This window comes from Wolbachia endosymbiont (group A) of Machimus atricapillus (assembly GCF_964027095.1).
Lineage (GTDB): Bacteria > Pseudomonadota > Alphaproteobacteria > Rickettsiales > Anaplasmataceae > Wolbachia.
The window spans coordinates 843,677-858,164 of record NZ_OZ034727.1; the positions used below are offsets into that span (position 1 = coordinate 843,677).

Below are 14,488 nucleotides of genomic sequence, written 5' to 3' on the forward strand. Positions count from 1 at the left end.
GCAGAAGTTTTTGTAATTTTATATATTATTGTAGAGAGAATTTATCTTCTCGATATCACCTTTTAAATCTATCTCCATAGAGAGCTTAAGATTCATATTGTGGTTATCTTCATGGAAGTTATGAATGTAACCATCAATAGTTAAGTTTCCTATCATATTATGGCTTTTATCTAGTATTTCGCTTCCCATTTGATAATGGCCAGTATATTCGTTAAAGGAGCCATCTGTTAGTTTAATGTATCCACTACCAAATTCCTGCTCTAAATTTAAAGGATGATTAGTGTTAATAAAATCTATTTCGTTCATAATAATACCTCACTAAAAATTAAATTATAATTAAAATAAGATGTTAAGTCAAGATATTGAATTATTTAATAAGATTAGTAAGTTTTAAAATACAGAGCTGACTGTAATTAACACTCTAATTACATATTTTGTTAATGTATCAATGTTATAATGATACAGGGCTTTATCTTAATTCTTGACTTTGTCCTATAAAATTCATACTTTATTTACTGTTTATAGTTCAGATTAAAATGGCATTAAATCCACTGGAACAGTTTAAAGTATATACAATAATAGAGTTACCTAGGTTATTTGGGTATGACGTAAGCTTTACCAATTCATCTCTTTTCATGATGATTTCGGTGATATTGGTGATACTCTTTTTGCTTTTTGGAATAAAGAAGGGGTCAGTAATACCAGGATATTTGCAAGCTGCAGTTGAATATGTATATGATTTTGTTGTTTCAATAATAGAAAGTAACACTGGAAGCAAAGGCTTGCAGCACATTCCATTGATATTTACAGTGTTTATTTTCATTTTATCATGTAATTTGGTTGGTGTTCTTCCTTATAGTTTCACGGTCACAAGTCATGTGATAGTCACCTTCGCTTTATCGATGGTGGTTTTTATTTATATAACGATTGTTGGATTTAAAGAAAGGGGAGTAGAATTTTTACGCATATTGCTACCAAAAGGAACTCCTTCGTGGCTTGCACCTATAATAATTATTATTAAGTTGTTTGCTTATTTAGTAAGGCCGATTAGCCTATCAATAAGGCTTGCAGCAAATATGATTGCGGGTCATACAATTATCAAAGTGATAGCAGGGTTTATTGTAAATATGAACATATTTCTCACTCCTGCGCCGTTTTTGTTCATAATTGCATTGATAGGGTTTGAAGTATTTGTTGCAGTTTTACAAGCTTATATATTTACTATATTAACATGTGTATATTTGTCAGATGCAGTAAAGTAATTGACTTCCTTGCAGAATATTTTACAATTATATTATAAAGAAATGTTTAAAGGTAATATATGGATTTAGTAGCTTTAAAATTTATAGCAATTGGTTTAGTTGCGTTTGGAATGCTCGGTGCTGGTTTAGGTATAGCTAATATCTTTTCTGCTATGCTGAATGGGATTGCGAGGAATCCTGAATCGGAAGGTAAAATGAAAACTTACGTTTATATTGGTGCTGCTATGGTTGAAATAATGGGATTGCTTGCGTTTTTACTTGCAGTATTATTAATATTTGTTGCTTAACACATGCCACAGCTTGATGTTTCAAACTTCTTTTCTCAAGTTTTTTGGTTTTTAATTTTTTTCTCTTCACTTTTTTTCGTAGTAAGTTGTTTATTTTTACCAAAGTTAGATGAAATAATAAGCACTAGAAGTAAAAAAGTATTGGATTCTTTTAATAGTTCTGTTCATCTTTTAAGACTCACGGAAGAGCAGATTGCCAAGTATAATGCCGCTTTAAACCAAGCTAGAATACAGGCAAAAAGGATCATAGATGATGCACTTGCTCAGGTAGAAGAAATGAGAGCTAATGTTAAGAATATATTAGAAGAGGAAGACAAAAAAATGAGCAAGCTTATTGAAGAAAAAGTGGCAGAATTTAAATCTGAATATACTGATCAGTTAAAACAAATGGCTACTAGTATTGCTTTAATTTATTATACTAAATTGACCAATTCTGAAATTGAAGAGGAGTTTGTTGCTGACTTGGTGTCCAAAGAATTTTAGGGGTTTTTATGTCTACATCACTGATTATCGGTCTTGCCTTCTTGGTAAGTTTTGTCCTTTCGTATAAATTGCTAAAGAAAGTGATAAAAAATGCGCTTAACAATAAGCGTAACAAAAGCAAATTTTCAAGTGAAGAAACTGAAAAATTCAGGAAAGATATGTTGGAGTATTACAAAAAATCTTCTGAAAAATACAAAGAATTAGATGCAGAAGTTAATAAAATGATGAATGAAGCACTTGATAAAGCTAATAGTATCATTAAGCACAATAGACAGCAGCTAGATCAGACATTAGATGACAATGCCCATTCTAACTTGAAGAAAGTCACTGACCAAGTTGAAAAAGCTCTTGGAGACTTACAGGCTAACACAGCGAATATAGCTGCTGATGCTGTAAAAAAAATAATGCATGAACGTAAAGATGATAAGCGTAGTAGCGAGGTCATATCTTCATTTTCACGTGACTTAAATAAAAAATTGCATTAGGTTTAATGCAACAATTGCCTATACTTCAAGCTGATAATGTAGAAAAAATTAAGTTTGATTCTAGTTTATGCAAAGAGCAAGAGAAACTTTTTTACTATAAATTTAATATAATTCCTTGGCAAAAATTAAATGATACTACTTTTTTTATGGTTGAAGACACAAGCCGAGATATCAACCGTTGGGTCGAAGCTCATTACGGTATTGACTATGTATTAATAAAAGTGGATAGCGAACAGATTTTAAATCTTCTTAACTCGCACTTTGGTATTTCAGAATTTGCAAGCAACTACTTATATTACAAGAATGCTAATTTTTCAGCTAAAAGCATTAAACTAAGCTCAATATTTTTTGCTTCTTTCTTTATTGTAACTTCAATTTTAACACTAACAGAGAAATATACATATTTTGCTTTGATGTTGATATTTATAATCGGATGTTCTAGTTATTTATTCAAGTTTATAGCTACAATTTTTAACTTATGTGAAACCTCCAACCAAAAAGTGGATTATAGTAAGCTGAATGAAGAAGATTTTCCTATATATACTATTTTATTGCCTGCTTTTAAAGAAAGTGCAGTGATAGAGCAATTGATCGAAAGCATTGAAAGTTTGGATTATCCAAAATCGAAATTAGATGTGAAGCTTCAGGTAGAAAGTGATGACCAGGAAACGCTAGCAGCTATAGAAAAGTACACTTTACCACAGTATTTTGAAGTAATAAAAGTGCCTCATTCTTTGCCTAGAACAAAAGCCAAGTCATGCAATTATGCTATGAGCTTTGCTAGAGGAAAGTATGCAGTAATATATGATGCGGATGATAAACCAGACCCATTGCAGTTAAAAAAAGCACTGATTGAATTTAATAAGGGCGACGATAAGCTTGCCTGTGTACAGGCAAGGTTGAATTACTATAATTATGATCATAATTTTCTGACAAAATCCTTTTCTCTGGAGTATATGAACTGGTTTCAATACTTATTGCCTGGATTCCAAAAAATGAACATGCCAATGCCTTTGGGTGGTAGCAGTAATCATTTTTCAGTAAAAATTCTAAAAAAATTGTTTTTCTGGGATGCTTATAGTGTTACCGAAGATGCTGACCTTGGTTTGAGACTTGCGCAAATGGGATATAAAACCAGGATGATTGACTCAGAAACATTGGAAGAGTCACCAATTGCTGTATTTGCTTGGATTAAGCAAAGAGCGCGCTGGATCAAAGGCTATATGCAAACTTATATTGTTCATTTAAAAAATATAAAGTCACTTTATAAACACACTGGATTTAAGGGAATTTTGCTATTGAATCTTTTTGTTGGCTCTGCAGCTTTTATATTTTTTACTACTCCATTTTTACTGCTTTCATTGATATTAACTAAAGTTTTAAATGAATTATTTTTGTACTACTTTGTAGTGGTATACGTTACTAACCTGATTCTTTTGGTAATAGCTGTCAAACAGCAAAAGATGCCTTTTTATTTTTATATAGTATCGATATTTTTTCCGGTCTATAGTCTGCTACATAGTGTTGCAGCTTTTCTTGCCTTATGGGAATTTATTCTTTACCCTGAGCGATGGAACAAAACTCAGCATGGTTTATGGAATCAAAACCTGTAGCTATTTGGCTTTTTCTCTGCTGTATTATGGTAATTCTCATGGTGGGGATTGGTGGATTTACCAGACTTTCAAAAGCAGGATTGTCAATCACGGAGTGGAAACCCATCACTGGAACATTGCCACCACTGAGTGGACAAGATTGGCTACAAGAAAAATTAAAATATGAAACTACACCTGAGTATAAAGCATTCAACTATGGTATGAGTATGGAGGAATTTCAGGCTATATACTTAATAGAATATGTACACAGATTGGTTGCAAGACTAACAGGTTTAGTTTTTGTCCTGCCATTTATATATTTTACATTAAGAAGAAAAATATCTAAAAAGGTAGTAATAAGGCTATTTGTGGCATTATTATTTGGAGCTTTACAAGCTTTTGCTGGTTGGTATATGGTTAAAAGTGGTTTAGTAACTGAACCTCATGTTAGCCACTATAGGCTTGCACTTCACTTATTATTAGCATTAATTGTCTTTGCATTATTGTCATATCAATTTTTTGATTACCAAATCAGGCCAAAGCAAACTAAACTTAAGATTAGTAGTGACACTATATACTACACAGGGATGATTTTGGCCCTAATTGTAATACAAATAATTTTCGGTGCGTTTGTTGCGGGATTAAATGCTGGTTTGATTTACAATACCTTTCCACTAATGGACGGACAAATCGTTCCAGAAGATTTATTTTTCTTACACCCTATATGGCTGAATATCTTTGAGAACAGAGCAACAGTGCAATTTATACATCGAGCACTGGCATTGCTAATACTAGCTTTGGTAGTAATACTCACAGTAAAAAATGCTAGCGTAAAACCGGTATATATTATGCTGCTCTCCGTTATCATTCAGATCATTTTGGGTGTAATTACTCTATTATTGCACATACCAATAGCCATTGCCATAGCTCATCAAGTGTTTTCATTTATCTTGTTTGGGTCAAGTTTATACTTCTTGTGTTATTTAAGAAAGCAGAGCTAATACTACATCACCAATCTGCACATTTTTTCCTTCTTGAACGAGAATATTTTTTATCACCATTGCTGCTTCAGCACATATGATATTTTCCATTTTCATTGCCTCCACCACAAATAAAGGTTGTCCTATTTCCACCTGATCTCCTATATTTACGTGCAACTTAACTAATAAGCCAGATATTGGGGATTTTACAGCATCTGCTGAAATCCCTTCTGTTTCATTATTTAGCATTAACCTACTTAATTCAGCTACATGAGGCTTAAATATACAACACTCAGCTTTCATGCCTGCATGTCTTATGAAGTATTTGCTGCCTTGTTTTTCTACTTTAAATGTTATATCAGCATCATCATTAATTGTAATATATAGTAACTTATGACTTGATTTCCACTTGCCTACTACAGAGTATGTATTGTGGTTATATACTGTTGTTAATATATTATCTTGATATCTTGCACTTACGGAGTACTCATTGTCATTTATATTCACTATGAATAAATCTCTTGCACGGTCACCTGCCATCCGAGTAGCTGATACTGGTGCCCCTTCTTTTTTACTAGATTCCAGTGTCACGCACTGGAATGACACCTGAGGTGTTTCATTCACTGCTTTATGATGGTACCTTTCTTCATTTTCCAAATGAACATATAACGCAGTGAAAATAAATATTTTAATATACTCCTCTGTAACAAAATCGCCGTGAAACCCACTAGGGTAATGGTCTGGAATGAATCTCGTATGGAGCTTTGCTGCAATAAAATTTGGGTGATGGAAGATGGATTCTAGAAATTCTATATTATTTGTTACTCCTTCTATATAGCATTCAGACAATGCTTTTTGCATTCTACTGATCGCTTCTACTCTATCTTTTCCATATGTTATAACTTTTGCAATCATTGAGTCATAGAACGTGCTAATTTCTGAACCTGCAGCAACTCCATCATCTATTCTTACATAATCATTTTCATCCGGTTTATCGTAATATTTTATTCTTCCGCTGGAAGGGAAAAATTTCTTCGATGGGTCTTCAGCGCAAATTCTACTTTCTATTGCAGAACCAGTAAGTTTAATATCATCCTGATTGAATCTCAATTTCTCTCCACAGGAAGTTCTAATCATTTCTTCTACTATGTCTATTCCAGTTATAAATTCTGTTACTGGATGCTCAACTTGCAATCTCGTATTTACCTCAAGAAAATAGAAGTTTTGGTCTTTATCTACAACAAACTCAACAGTGCCTGCTGAAAAATAGCCAACTTGCTTTGCCAGAGAAACACATTGGACATACATTTTTTGTCTTACTTCTTCACTAATGAATGGACTTGGCGTTTCTTCCATTATTTTCTGGTTATTCCTTTGTATCGAGCATTCTCTTTCTCCAAGACACACTATATTGCCATATTTATCTGCTATGATTTGTATTTCAATATGTCTTGGTAGTTCTATATATTTCTCTATAAAGATACTGCCATCCTTAAAACTTTTCTCTGCTTCATTTGTTGCTGATGTGAACGCTAGTTCAATTTCTTTTTTGGAATTTACAATTCGCATTCCTTTGCCACCACCGCCTGATGCAGCTTTAAGCATAACCGGAAAGCCAATTTCTTCAGCAACGATGGCTGCATGAGCGACATCTTTAATCTTGCCCATATATCCTGGTACTACATTTACTCTAGCCTTTCTTGCCTCTTCTTTTGCCGTTATTTTATTGGCTGTAACTTCTATTGTTTCTGCACTGGGACCGATGAAGTCTATATTATGTTTTTGAAGAGCACGTGGAAAATCTGGATTTTCCGCTAAAAACCCATAACCAGGATGAACTGCCTGTGCACCTGTTTCAACTGCTACCTCGCATATTTTTTCGATGTTTAAGTAACTGAGGCAAGATGGCGAAGGGCCAATATACCTCGACTCATCTGCTTGCCTTACATGCACAGAATTTATATCCGCATCCGAATATACGCATACACAAGATATATCCATCTTATGGGCAGTTCTGATAATCCTGCAAGCAATCTCTCCTCTGTTTGCTATTAAAATCTTACTGTACTTCTTTTCCGTCATCGTATCAGTATACTTTCTTAAGTTAAGAAAGTAAATTTCTATATCATTGCCTGCAAGTAATTTCTAGCTTCATCAAACACCCAAACCTTCTCCTGCAAGTTGTACATTAGTTTCCACTAAAGTGCTTTCGTTATGCAAGGCATGTATCTCGTTACATGCCTTAACTGACAGGTATGTGACTCCGCCAGAAGCTATTGCAACCATCGAGCTTAGTGCAAAAGTCTGAGAAGATAGATACAGAAAATATAAAGATAAACACAAGGCAGCAATACACGCTATAGCCCCTACTATATATAAACACAGGTGAAACTTCTGATTACATATAAAGCTGTCTTTTATGTCTGCGATTTGCTTAATTTCTTTCTGTTGTGCAGCATCTAAGTAATAAAGAGGAGTTTCCCTTTTCTTATTAAAAGCATGGTCTTTACTGCAGAGCGCATCTTTAATATATTTTTTATTACATTTGAGTTCCTCTTTCAATCTGCTTACTTCTTTCCGATCTCCAGCTTCTTCTGCTTTTGTAATTTTGTTATCAGCTTCCGTCTCTAAGTAATGCACAATCTCTTTTACTGCAGGCAGCAAAATCCCACTCCTTGCTGCTTCATGAAATGGATTATTTCCATATTCATTATGCGCAGTTACAGAAGCAATGTTCTTCCTGCAAATGTCTACAAATTTATCTTTTTTTGGTATTCTTGCAGCTAGATGCAAGAGATTATCTGCCCGTACTATTTGTTTTGTTTTATCAAAAGGGCCGGTGTAACGCCAACTGACAGTAGCTTCATTATCTGAAAGCAATTTTGCTATATCTACAAGTCCATCCATAACTCACCTCGCTATATTCAACCAATAATAAATTATACAACATAACTTATGAAAAACAAGTAAATCTTATCTCTCAGAATAAATAAATTCCACATTGTTGCAAGCATAAATTTTAGCTATCATCATTTACATTACTGTAATAGACAAATATGCCAGACGTAGTCACTAGATTCGCTCCATCACCAACAGGGTTTTTGCACATTGGAGGGGCTCGTACTGCTTTATTTAATTGGCTCTACGCGAGGCACCATGGTGGCAGGTTTTTGCTAAGGATTGAGGACACCGACAGAAAACGTTTAACACAAGAAGCAATTGATGCAATTATAGAAGGGCTAAAATGGCTCGGTGTGAGTTATGATGGAGAAATAGTATATCAGTCAAAAAGAATAGAGCGGCATAAAGAAGTAGCAAACCTTTTAGTTGAGAAGGGTAGGGCGTATCACTGTTACTGCCCTGAAGATGAAGTTGCAGAAAAGAAAATAAAAGCAAGAGAAGAGGGCAAGATATACAAGCATAAATGTACTACAAAACCTCCTTCTTGTCATCCCAGTGCTCGACACTGGGATCCAGAAAAAAATATGTGGTCACGCGCTGGAATGACATCGGGTGTGAGGTCAGTTATCCGTTTCAAAGTGCCAGACTCGCAAGAGATCGTCGTTGATGATAAAATATACGGCCAAATCAAAGTAAATAGCGACCAGCTTGATGATATAGTGATCTTACGCTCTGATAACACTCCAACATATATTTTCGCCGTGGTAGTTGACGATCATGATGCTGGAATAACTGATATAATACGCGGTTCTGACCATCTCACTAATACTTTTAAGCAATTGCTAATATACCAGGCTCTTGATTTTGATGTTCCACGTTTTGCACACGTACCGCTTATCCATGGGGAAGATGGGAATAAGCTATCCAAAAGGCATGGTGCCACAAGCGTTTGCGATTATGAAAAGATGGGAATATTGCCAAAAGCGATGCGTAATTACTTGCTGAGACTTGGCTGGAGTCACGGCAACGATGAGATTATTAGCGATGAGCAAGCAATAGAGTGGTTTAATTTAGAAAGTATTGGTCGTTCACCTGCACGGCTCGATTTCAAAAAACTGGAGCATTTGAATAACCACTATATTAGTAATATGAGCAATGAAGATATTCTGACTCTAATGCTTAGAGAAAATACTCTAACTGACAAAAAAAAGGGCTATTTACTGCAGGGACTGACAGAGCTGAAAAAAAGAGCAAACTACCTGACCGAATTATTGGATTTAGCAAAATTTTATATTCAAGATCCGCCACTTGATTTAAGTGAAGAAGCTTGTCAAATTGTCAAATCTAACCTCAATATAATTAAGTTACTCGCATCATTTCTGTCAAAGATCGGTGATGAAAATTGGAATAAGGGTTTTTTATCTTCTCAGATCAAGGAATGTGCAAAATCACATGATATGAAAATAAGCAGTGTATACCACTCATTACGTGCCCCTATAACTGGAGTAATGGATGCACCTGGAATCATCGATATCATGGTGATTCTTGGTAAAGACGAGTGTATAAGAAGGTTACAAGCAATTTAAATGAAATAAGAAAATTTCTTGACAAACTCCGCCAGCCCCCTTATTATGACAATAAGGGTATTTATGACTCAAAACTTGTTTTTGACCTGCAGGCTCAATGACAAAATTCAGTAAAAAACTCAGGGTATTTATTGGCGAATTACATAAAATTATAGCGGCTGCATGTCTTTTTTATTTTTTCTACATTCAGCCAAATCGCGCTTATTTTAAGCGTTAGCACATTATTACAGCGCCACTTACAGTAATATAGAGTCAAAACTCGCACCACGGGGCTTCTTTTGCCTTTTTTTCGTTTGGTAAATTTCTTAACGTTTGTAGCTAAACGACAACCGTCATCCCGCTACGTGTTAGCGGGATCTCTTGTTAGCGGATGAGATACCGCGAATGAATCGCGGTATGACGGTTCGCGGTGGAATGACGATAACTTCGTCATTCCGCTATGTGTTAGCGGCTAAGAGATACCGCGGCAGTATGATGGTTAAGTAGGGTGTCATCCCAGTGTCAAGCACTGGGATGACAAAAAAGGGGCTACTCGGATGACAAAAAAAGGAGCACTGGGATGACAGCTAGCCTGACAACCGTCATCCCGCTGCTTGTTAGCGGGATCTAGAGATACCGTGGCGGGATGACGAGGATGCCGCCGCGAACTTGTCATTCCAGCGCGTGACGCTGGAATCTAGTCTTTATTATGCAGCCACTTATTTAAAGTTAAGTTTCCTGGATCCAAGTAGTCAAGCTACTCGGATGACACCTTGACGATTTGAAGAATCGTCATCCCGCTACTTGTTAGCGGGATCTATGTGAGATACCGTGAATAAATCACGGTATGACGTAGAAGCTATACTTTTATACTCACCAGCTCAGTGTCCAATCTGGATCCAAGTAGTCAAGCTACTCGGATGACACCTTGACGATTTGAAGAATCGTCATCCCGCTACTTGTTAGCGGGATCTATGTGAGATACCGTGAATAAATCACGGTATGACGTAGAAGCTATACTTTTATACTCACCAGCTCAGTGTCCAATCTGGATCCAAGTAGTCAGGGCACTGGGATGACAGGGGAAGGAGGCTACTTGAGTGACATCCTACCTTGTGGACTCAAATCACAACGTTCGTACAGTTATGGTGGTATGATATGGAAAAATCTCTAGCCATAAGACACAAAGCCTAATGGAAAAAACTGCGAACGCCAGTGAAAAACATAGCAATTTTATTTTCATTTGCAGCTTTTATCACATCTTGATCTTTCAGCGAGCCACCAGGCTGAATTATAGCTGTAATTCCATGTTTTGCACTTTCTACTATGCTATCTGGGAATGGAAAAAATGCATCTGAAGCAAGCACTGCACCTTTACATTTTTCACCTGCTTTTTTTACTGCAATGTTCACACTATCTATTCTGCTTGTTTGCCCTGCACCGATGCCAATAGCACAACCATCTTTTGCTATAACTATTGCGTTGGATTTCACATGTTTACATATTTTCCAGGCAAAAATAAGATCTTCCTTTTCTTTTTCTGTTGTAGTGCATTCTGTTACTTGTTCTGCTTTTATTGTGTGGTCATTATTTTCTTGCACCAAAAACCCACCAACAACATTTTTAGTTTGGTATTTCACATTTTGTTGGAAAGATTTATGAATAATCACTCTTAAATTTTTCTTTCTTTGCAAAATTTTTAGTGCTTCATTGCTGACTGAAGGTGCTATCACTACTTCCAAAAATATCTCGTTTAATTTTTCTGCTAGCTTTAAATCTATCTCCCGATTTAAAGCTACTATACCACCAAAACTGCTTACTTCATCACACGATAGGGCCTTTTCATATGCCTCCAAAGCATTATCACTAACAGCAGTGCCACATGGGTTATTGTGCTTTATTATCACTGCTGCAGGCTCTTTAAACTCAGAAATTATGTTAAGTGCGGACTCTATATCTACTATATTATTATAACTCAACTCTTTCCCATGTATTTTTTCTAGCGGATATTTGGTAAATTGATTACTATAAAATGCAGCTTTTTGATGGGGATTTTCACCATACCTGAGTTCTTGTACTTTATGTCCATATAGTGCAAAAAACTCTGGCAACTCATTATTTTTACTCTGGGATAAAAACCAACTGTGAATATTAGAATCATAGTGTGCAGTGAGAGCAAATGCTTTGGTTGCTAAATGTTTTCTATATTCCAATGTTGTTTCATTGTTATTTTTTATCATCTCAGCTTTTAGTGCTTCATAGTCTTGAATGCTAGAAATAACTGAAGTAAAACAAAAGTTTTTTGCTGCAGCTCTAATTAACGCCACTCCGCCGATATCAATTTGTTCTATAATTTGATCTTCATTTGAGCCGCTACTTACTGTCTCCCAAAATGGGTATAGGTTAGTTATAAGCAGTTCTATTGGCTCAACACCTAGATTTTGCATTTCCGTTTTGTGCTTTTCTCTATTGCAAAGTATTCCTCCATGAATTTTAGGGTGTAAAGTTTTTACTCTACCACCCAGTATCTCTGGAAATTGTGTGTAATCTGAGACCTCTTGTGTTTTTATTCCGGCATCAGATAGTGCTTTATAAGTATTTCCCGTTGAGAGAATTTCTATTTGTTGCTGCATTAAAAACGATGCAAGATCAATTATATTCGTTTTGTTGTATACTGATATTAAAGCTCTTTTTATTTTCATTTTTGTACGGAAAGTTTTTTAAGATTATATCTAAGAAAAGGAAATTTAGCTATTACATTTCTACACTAATTTAAAGCAGTCTATTCTATAAATTTTTTTACCATGCTTGATTTCAAGCCACGAATAAAATCTTCAATACTGCAAGGATTTCTCCCTTCCATTTGTACAACTTTAGGAATTAAAGTGCCACCTTTTAAACTTATGTGCATATTATCGTTAACAATCTTACCTTGTTCTGAAGCGAGAGCTTCAAAGTCAGCATCAAGTATCCTGATACGTTTATTCTCTATCTTGATGAACGCTTTTGGGTAAAACGCTTTAACCTTTCTATAAGCAACCTCACAAGCATCACTTGCATAAATTTTATAGTCTTCCACTTTGTCAGCGTAACATGCATCATTATCGTTCTGTTTTAAGGGAACCTGTTTTTCAATTTCGTTTAGCACTTTCAGCAGTAAATCACTGCCTAATTCAGACAATTTATCATGCAATGTCTTGTAGTTATCGTTCTTTTCGATAAGAAATTTTTCCTGTTTTAAAATAGGGCCGGAATCTAATCCTTCATCCAATTGCATAATGCTAACCCCGGTTTCTTGATCTCCTGCTAAAATTGTGTGCTGTATCGGAGCTGCACCACGCCACCTTGGTAGTAATGAAGGATGAATATTAATACAACCATATTTAGGAATATTCAAAATTTTTCTTGGAAGTATCAATCCATACGCAGCAACAACTGCAACGTCTGGTTTGAAATTTCTAAATTTTTCTTGCTCTGCCAAAAACTTTAGAGAGATAGGAGTACATACCTCTATGTTACTTTCTTCAGCGATAACATGTACTGGAGATTTCGTTGGCTTCTGTCCACGTCCTGAAGGTTTTGGAGCCTTGGTGTATACTGCTACTATTTCATTCTGTGATTTCAATAGTAAGTTTAGCGTACTAACAGCGAATTCCGGTGACCCCATGAAAATAATTCTCACGCTTTCAAGTGTTTTTGCTTTAAGAATTCTCCGCTAATTTACCACTTACAGCTTCTACTAATTTGGCAAAATCATCCTTATAATTAACGGCCATCTCAGCAAGAATTTTTCTATTTAAATCAATGCCGGCAAGTGTAAGACCATGCATAAACCTACCATAAGTAAGCCCATGCTCTCTTGCTGCTGCATTAATACGTATTATCCATAAGCTACGGAAATCACGTTTACGGGTTCTTCTGTCTCTGTAAGCATATTGCAATGCTTTTTCAACTCTTTGTAATGCAATTCTATAACAGCTTTTTGCACGTCCTCTATAACCCTTTGCCAGTTTCAATATTTTTTTATGACGAGCGTGAGTAGTGACTCCACGTTTTACCCGAGCCATTTTATTTTACCTCCATTTTGTTAAATATCATAAGGCATATAAAGCTTAACTATACGCGAGTCAGATTTACCAAGAATCGTTGTACCGCGCTGATTACGAATATTAGATTTACTTCTCTTTACCATGCCATGCCTTTTGCCTGACTGAGTAGAAATGACTTTACCCTTAGCTGTAAGGTGAAAGCGCTTTTTAACAGAAGATTTGGTTTTTAATTTTATTCTCTTCATATTCCAAATAAATTTACAAACACTACTATTGAGTTCTTTAATAGTAATTAAGCATTAGTATAAATAATTTTATTAAAGAATCAAATTAAAATTGTATATTAAAGGAGTTTAAAAGTAATTACGCCCAATATGTGTGTTATACCTTCTTTATTCCCAAGTGGCAACAATACTTGCCTCATTTTAACACTTTCACTTTCTTCCTCTTCATTGATTGGGCATTTACTCTCTATTACAGCATCAAGTTTATCAATAACTGCATCTATTTTATATAGTCGCAAAAATGGTGCATCAATTGCATACTTATTATCAATGCGCGTCTTTTTCTCAAAACCATAGAATTCAACAGCCTTTTCTCCTGCATTTTCACAAATATAACCTTGATCCTTGACTTCAATGATAAAACAATGCTGCCATGACTCCATTATTTCTGCAGTGTCTATTTCGTGCCTTTCTGGCCAATCTCTGTCTGGTCCTTTTATGTCACTCCAGTGCTCAGTTACCACATTTGCTATTCTTTTTTCTTTGCCTACATAAATTTCCATTCCAATTTCCACATATAAAACACAGATATGAGGTAAATTTATCGTGAATATATTGATTTTTCCTTACCACAAGGTGCATATCACTAGAAGTTCTGAG

Annotated in this window: 16 protein-coding genes; 8 read left to right on the forward strand and 8 right to left on the reverse strand. The window is 35.3% G+C overall.

Features of this window, described 5'->3' with window-relative positions; genetic code table 11:
- Window positions 1–18: 18 nt before the first annotated feature.
- Window positions 19–306, reverse strand: coding sequence for a hypothetical protein (locus AAGD68_RS04100; RefSeq protein ID WP_253309467.1), 288 nt, complete (start codon window positions 304–306; stop codon window positions 19–21).
- A 230-nt stretch (window positions 307–536) separates the two neighbouring features.
- Here AAGD68_RS04100 and AAGD68_RS04105 point away from each other — a divergent pair, with 230 nt between their 5' ends.
- Genes AAGD68_RS04105 through AAGD68_RS04130 form a run of 6 tightly spaced genes read left to right on the forward strand, consistent with a single transcriptional unit; the run spans window position 537 to window position 5,110 of the window.
- Window positions 537–1,262 (forward strand): F0F1 ATP synthase subunit A, encoded by a 726-nt coding sequence (locus AAGD68_RS04105; RefSeq protein WP_253309466.1) that lies wholly within the window; start codon window positions 537–539, stop codon window positions 1,260–1,262.
- Window positions 1,263–1,321: 59 nt separating this feature from the next.
- The gene (locus tag AAGD68_RS04110) at window positions 1,322–1,549 is read left to right on the forward strand and encodes a F0F1 ATP synthase subunit C (protein ID WP_250294934.1); all 228 of its coding nucleotides are present in this window, start codon (window positions 1,322–1,324) and stop codon (window positions 1,547–1,549) included.
- A gap of 3 nt (window positions 1,550–1,552) precedes the next feature.
- The gene (locus tag AAGD68_RS04115; RefSeq protein ID WP_264688424.1) at window positions 1,553–2,032 is read left to right on the forward strand and encodes a hypothetical protein; all 480 of its coding nucleotides are present in this window, start codon (window positions 1,553–1,555) and stop codon (window positions 2,030–2,032) included.
- Between the two features lie 8 nt (window positions 2,033–2,040).
- Window positions 2,041–2,517 carry a hypothetical protein gene (locus tag AAGD68_RS04120; RefSeq protein WP_064125097.1) on the forward strand — a complete coding sequence of 159 codons (477 nt, stop codon included), beginning with the start codon at window positions 2,041–2,043 and terminating at the stop codon, window positions 2,515–2,517.
- Between the two features lie 14 nt (window positions 2,518–2,531).
- Window positions 2,532–4,130, forward strand: coding sequence for a glycosyltransferase family 2 protein (locus AAGD68_RS04125; RefSeq protein WP_309166964.1), 1,599 nt, complete (start codon window positions 2,532–2,534; stop codon window positions 4,128–4,130).
- Window positions 4,112–5,110: a COX15/CtaA family protein gene (locus AAGD68_RS04130; RefSeq protein WP_253309463.1), complete on the forward strand. Its 999-nt coding sequence runs from the start codon at window positions 4,112–4,114 to the stop codon at window positions 5,108–5,110. Before AAGD68_RS04125 ends, AAGD68_RS04130 begins: the two co-directional genes overlap by 19 nt.
- Here the strand turns inward: AAGD68_RS04130 and AAGD68_RS04135 are convergent.
- Both AAGD68_RS04135 and AAGD68_RS04140 read right to left on the reverse strand, forming a co-directional pair.
- Window positions 5,093–7,171, reverse strand: a complete 2,079-nt coding sequence (locus AAGD68_RS04135) for an acetyl-CoA carboxylase biotin carboxylase subunit (protein ID WP_264688427.1) — start codon at window positions 7,169–7,171, stop codon at window positions 5,093–5,095. The two genes, AAGD68_RS04130 and AAGD68_RS04135, sit on opposite strands and share 18 nt — an antisense overlap.
- A gap of 72 nt (window positions 7,172–7,243) precedes the next feature.
- A complete protein-coding gene (locus tag AAGD68_RS04140) occupies window positions 7,244–7,996 on the reverse strand; it encodes an ankyrin repeat domain-containing protein (RefSeq protein ID WP_253309461.1) in 753 nt (250 codons plus the stop codon).
- Between the two features lie 149 nt (window positions 7,997–8,145).
- On the opposite strand from AAGD68_RS04140, the gene gltX reads away from it, so the two are divergent.
- On the forward strand, window positions 8,146–9,576 hold the full coding sequence (gene gltX, locus AAGD68_RS04145) for a glutamate--tRNA ligase (RefSeq protein ID WP_253309460.1): 1,431 nt from the start codon (window positions 8,146–8,148) through the stop codon (window positions 9,574–9,576).
- 1,018 nt (window positions 9,577–10,594) lie between these two features.
- A complete protein-coding gene (locus AAGD68_RS04150; protein WP_341814137.1) occupies window positions 10,595–10,729 on the forward strand; it encodes a hypothetical protein in 135 nt (44 codons plus the stop codon).
- A 16-nt stretch (window positions 10,730–10,745) separates the two neighbouring features.
- On the opposite strand, the gene purH is transcribed toward AAGD68_RS04150, so the two are convergent.
- The 5 genes from purH to AAGD68_RS04175 form a co-directional block, all read right to left on the reverse strand.
- Complete coding sequence (gene purH / locus AAGD68_RS04155; RefSeq protein WP_341814138.1) at window positions 10,746–12,257, reverse strand: bifunctional phosphoribosylaminoimidazolecarboxamide formyltransferase/IMP cyclohydrolase; 1,512 nt, start codon at window positions 12,255–12,257, stop codon at window positions 10,746–10,748.
- A gap of 80 nt (window positions 12,258–12,337) precedes the next feature.
- Entirely contained in the window at window positions 12,338–13,237 is a 900-nt protein-coding gene (gene fmt / locus AAGD68_RS04160; RefSeq protein ID WP_253309457.1) for a methionyl-tRNA formyltransferase, read from the reverse strand.
- Window positions 13,238–13,256: 19 nt separating this feature from the next.
- Entirely contained in the window at window positions 13,257–13,622 is a 366-nt protein-coding gene (gene rplT, locus AAGD68_RS04165; protein WP_064125369.1) for a 50S ribosomal protein L20, read from the reverse strand.
- Between the two features lie 20 nt (window positions 13,623–13,642).
- Window positions 13,643–13,849 (reverse strand): 50S ribosomal protein L35, encoded by a 207-nt coding sequence (rpmI, locus tag AAGD68_RS04170; protein WP_253309456.1) that lies wholly within the window; start codon window positions 13,847–13,849, stop codon window positions 13,643–13,645.
- Window positions 13,850–13,947: 98 nt separating this feature from the next.
- A complete protein-coding gene (locus tag AAGD68_RS04175) occupies window positions 13,948–14,391 on the reverse strand; it encodes a PAS domain-containing protein (protein ID WP_253309455.1) in 444 nt (147 codons plus the stop codon).
- Window positions 14,392–14,488: the final 97 nt, after the last annotated feature.

Bases quoted from the DNA above. Each gene is read 5' to 3' on its own strand.
- AAGD68_RS04100 (WP_253309467.1), bottom strand. From the start codon at position 306: ATGAACGAAATAGATTTTATTAACACTAATCATCCTTTAAATTTAGAG.
- AAGD68_RS04105 (WP_253309466.1), top strand. From the start codon at position 537: ATGGCATTAAATCCACTGGAACAGTTTAAAGTATATACAATAATAGAG.
- AAGD68_RS04110 (WP_250294934.1), top strand. From the start codon at position 1,322: ATGGATTTAGTAGCTTTAAAATTTATAGCAATTGGTTTAGTTGCGTTT.
- AAGD68_RS04115 (WP_264688424.1), top strand. From the start codon at position 1,553: ATGCCACAGCTTGATGTTTCAAACTTCTTTTCTCAAGTTTTTTGGTTT.
- AAGD68_RS04120 (WP_064125097.1), top strand. From the start codon at position 2,041: ATGTCTACATCACTGATTATCGGTCTTGCCTTCTTGGTAAGTTTTGTC.
- AAGD68_RS04130 (WP_253309463.1), top strand. From the start codon at position 4,112: ATGGAATCAAAACCTGTAGCTATTTGGCTTTTTCTCTGCTGTATTATG.
- AAGD68_RS04135 (WP_264688427.1), bottom strand. From the start codon at position 7,171: ATGACGGAAAAGAAGTACAGTAAGATTTTAATAGCAAACAGAGGAGAG.
- AAGD68_RS04140 (WP_253309461.1), bottom strand. From the start codon at position 7,996: ATGGATGGACTTGTAGATATAGCAAAATTGCTTTCAGATAATGAAGCT.
- gltX (WP_253309460.1), top strand. From the start codon at position 8,146: ATGCCAGACGTAGTCACTAGATTCGCTCCATCACCAACAGGGTTTTTG.
- purH (WP_341814138.1), bottom strand. From the start codon at position 12,257: ATGAAAATAAAAAGAGCTTTAATATCAGTATACAACAAAACGAATATA.
- rplT (WP_064125369.1), bottom strand. From the start codon at position 13,622: ATGGCTCGGGTAAAACGTGGAGTCACTACTCACGCTCGTCATAAAAAA.
- rpmI (WP_253309456.1), bottom strand. From the start codon at position 13,849: ATGAAGAGAATAAAATTAAAAACCAAATCTTCTGTTAAAAAGCGCTTT.
- AAGD68_RS04175 (WP_253309455.1), bottom strand. From the start codon at position 14,391: ATGGAAATTTATGTAGGCAAAGAAAAAAGAATAGCAAATGTGGTAACT.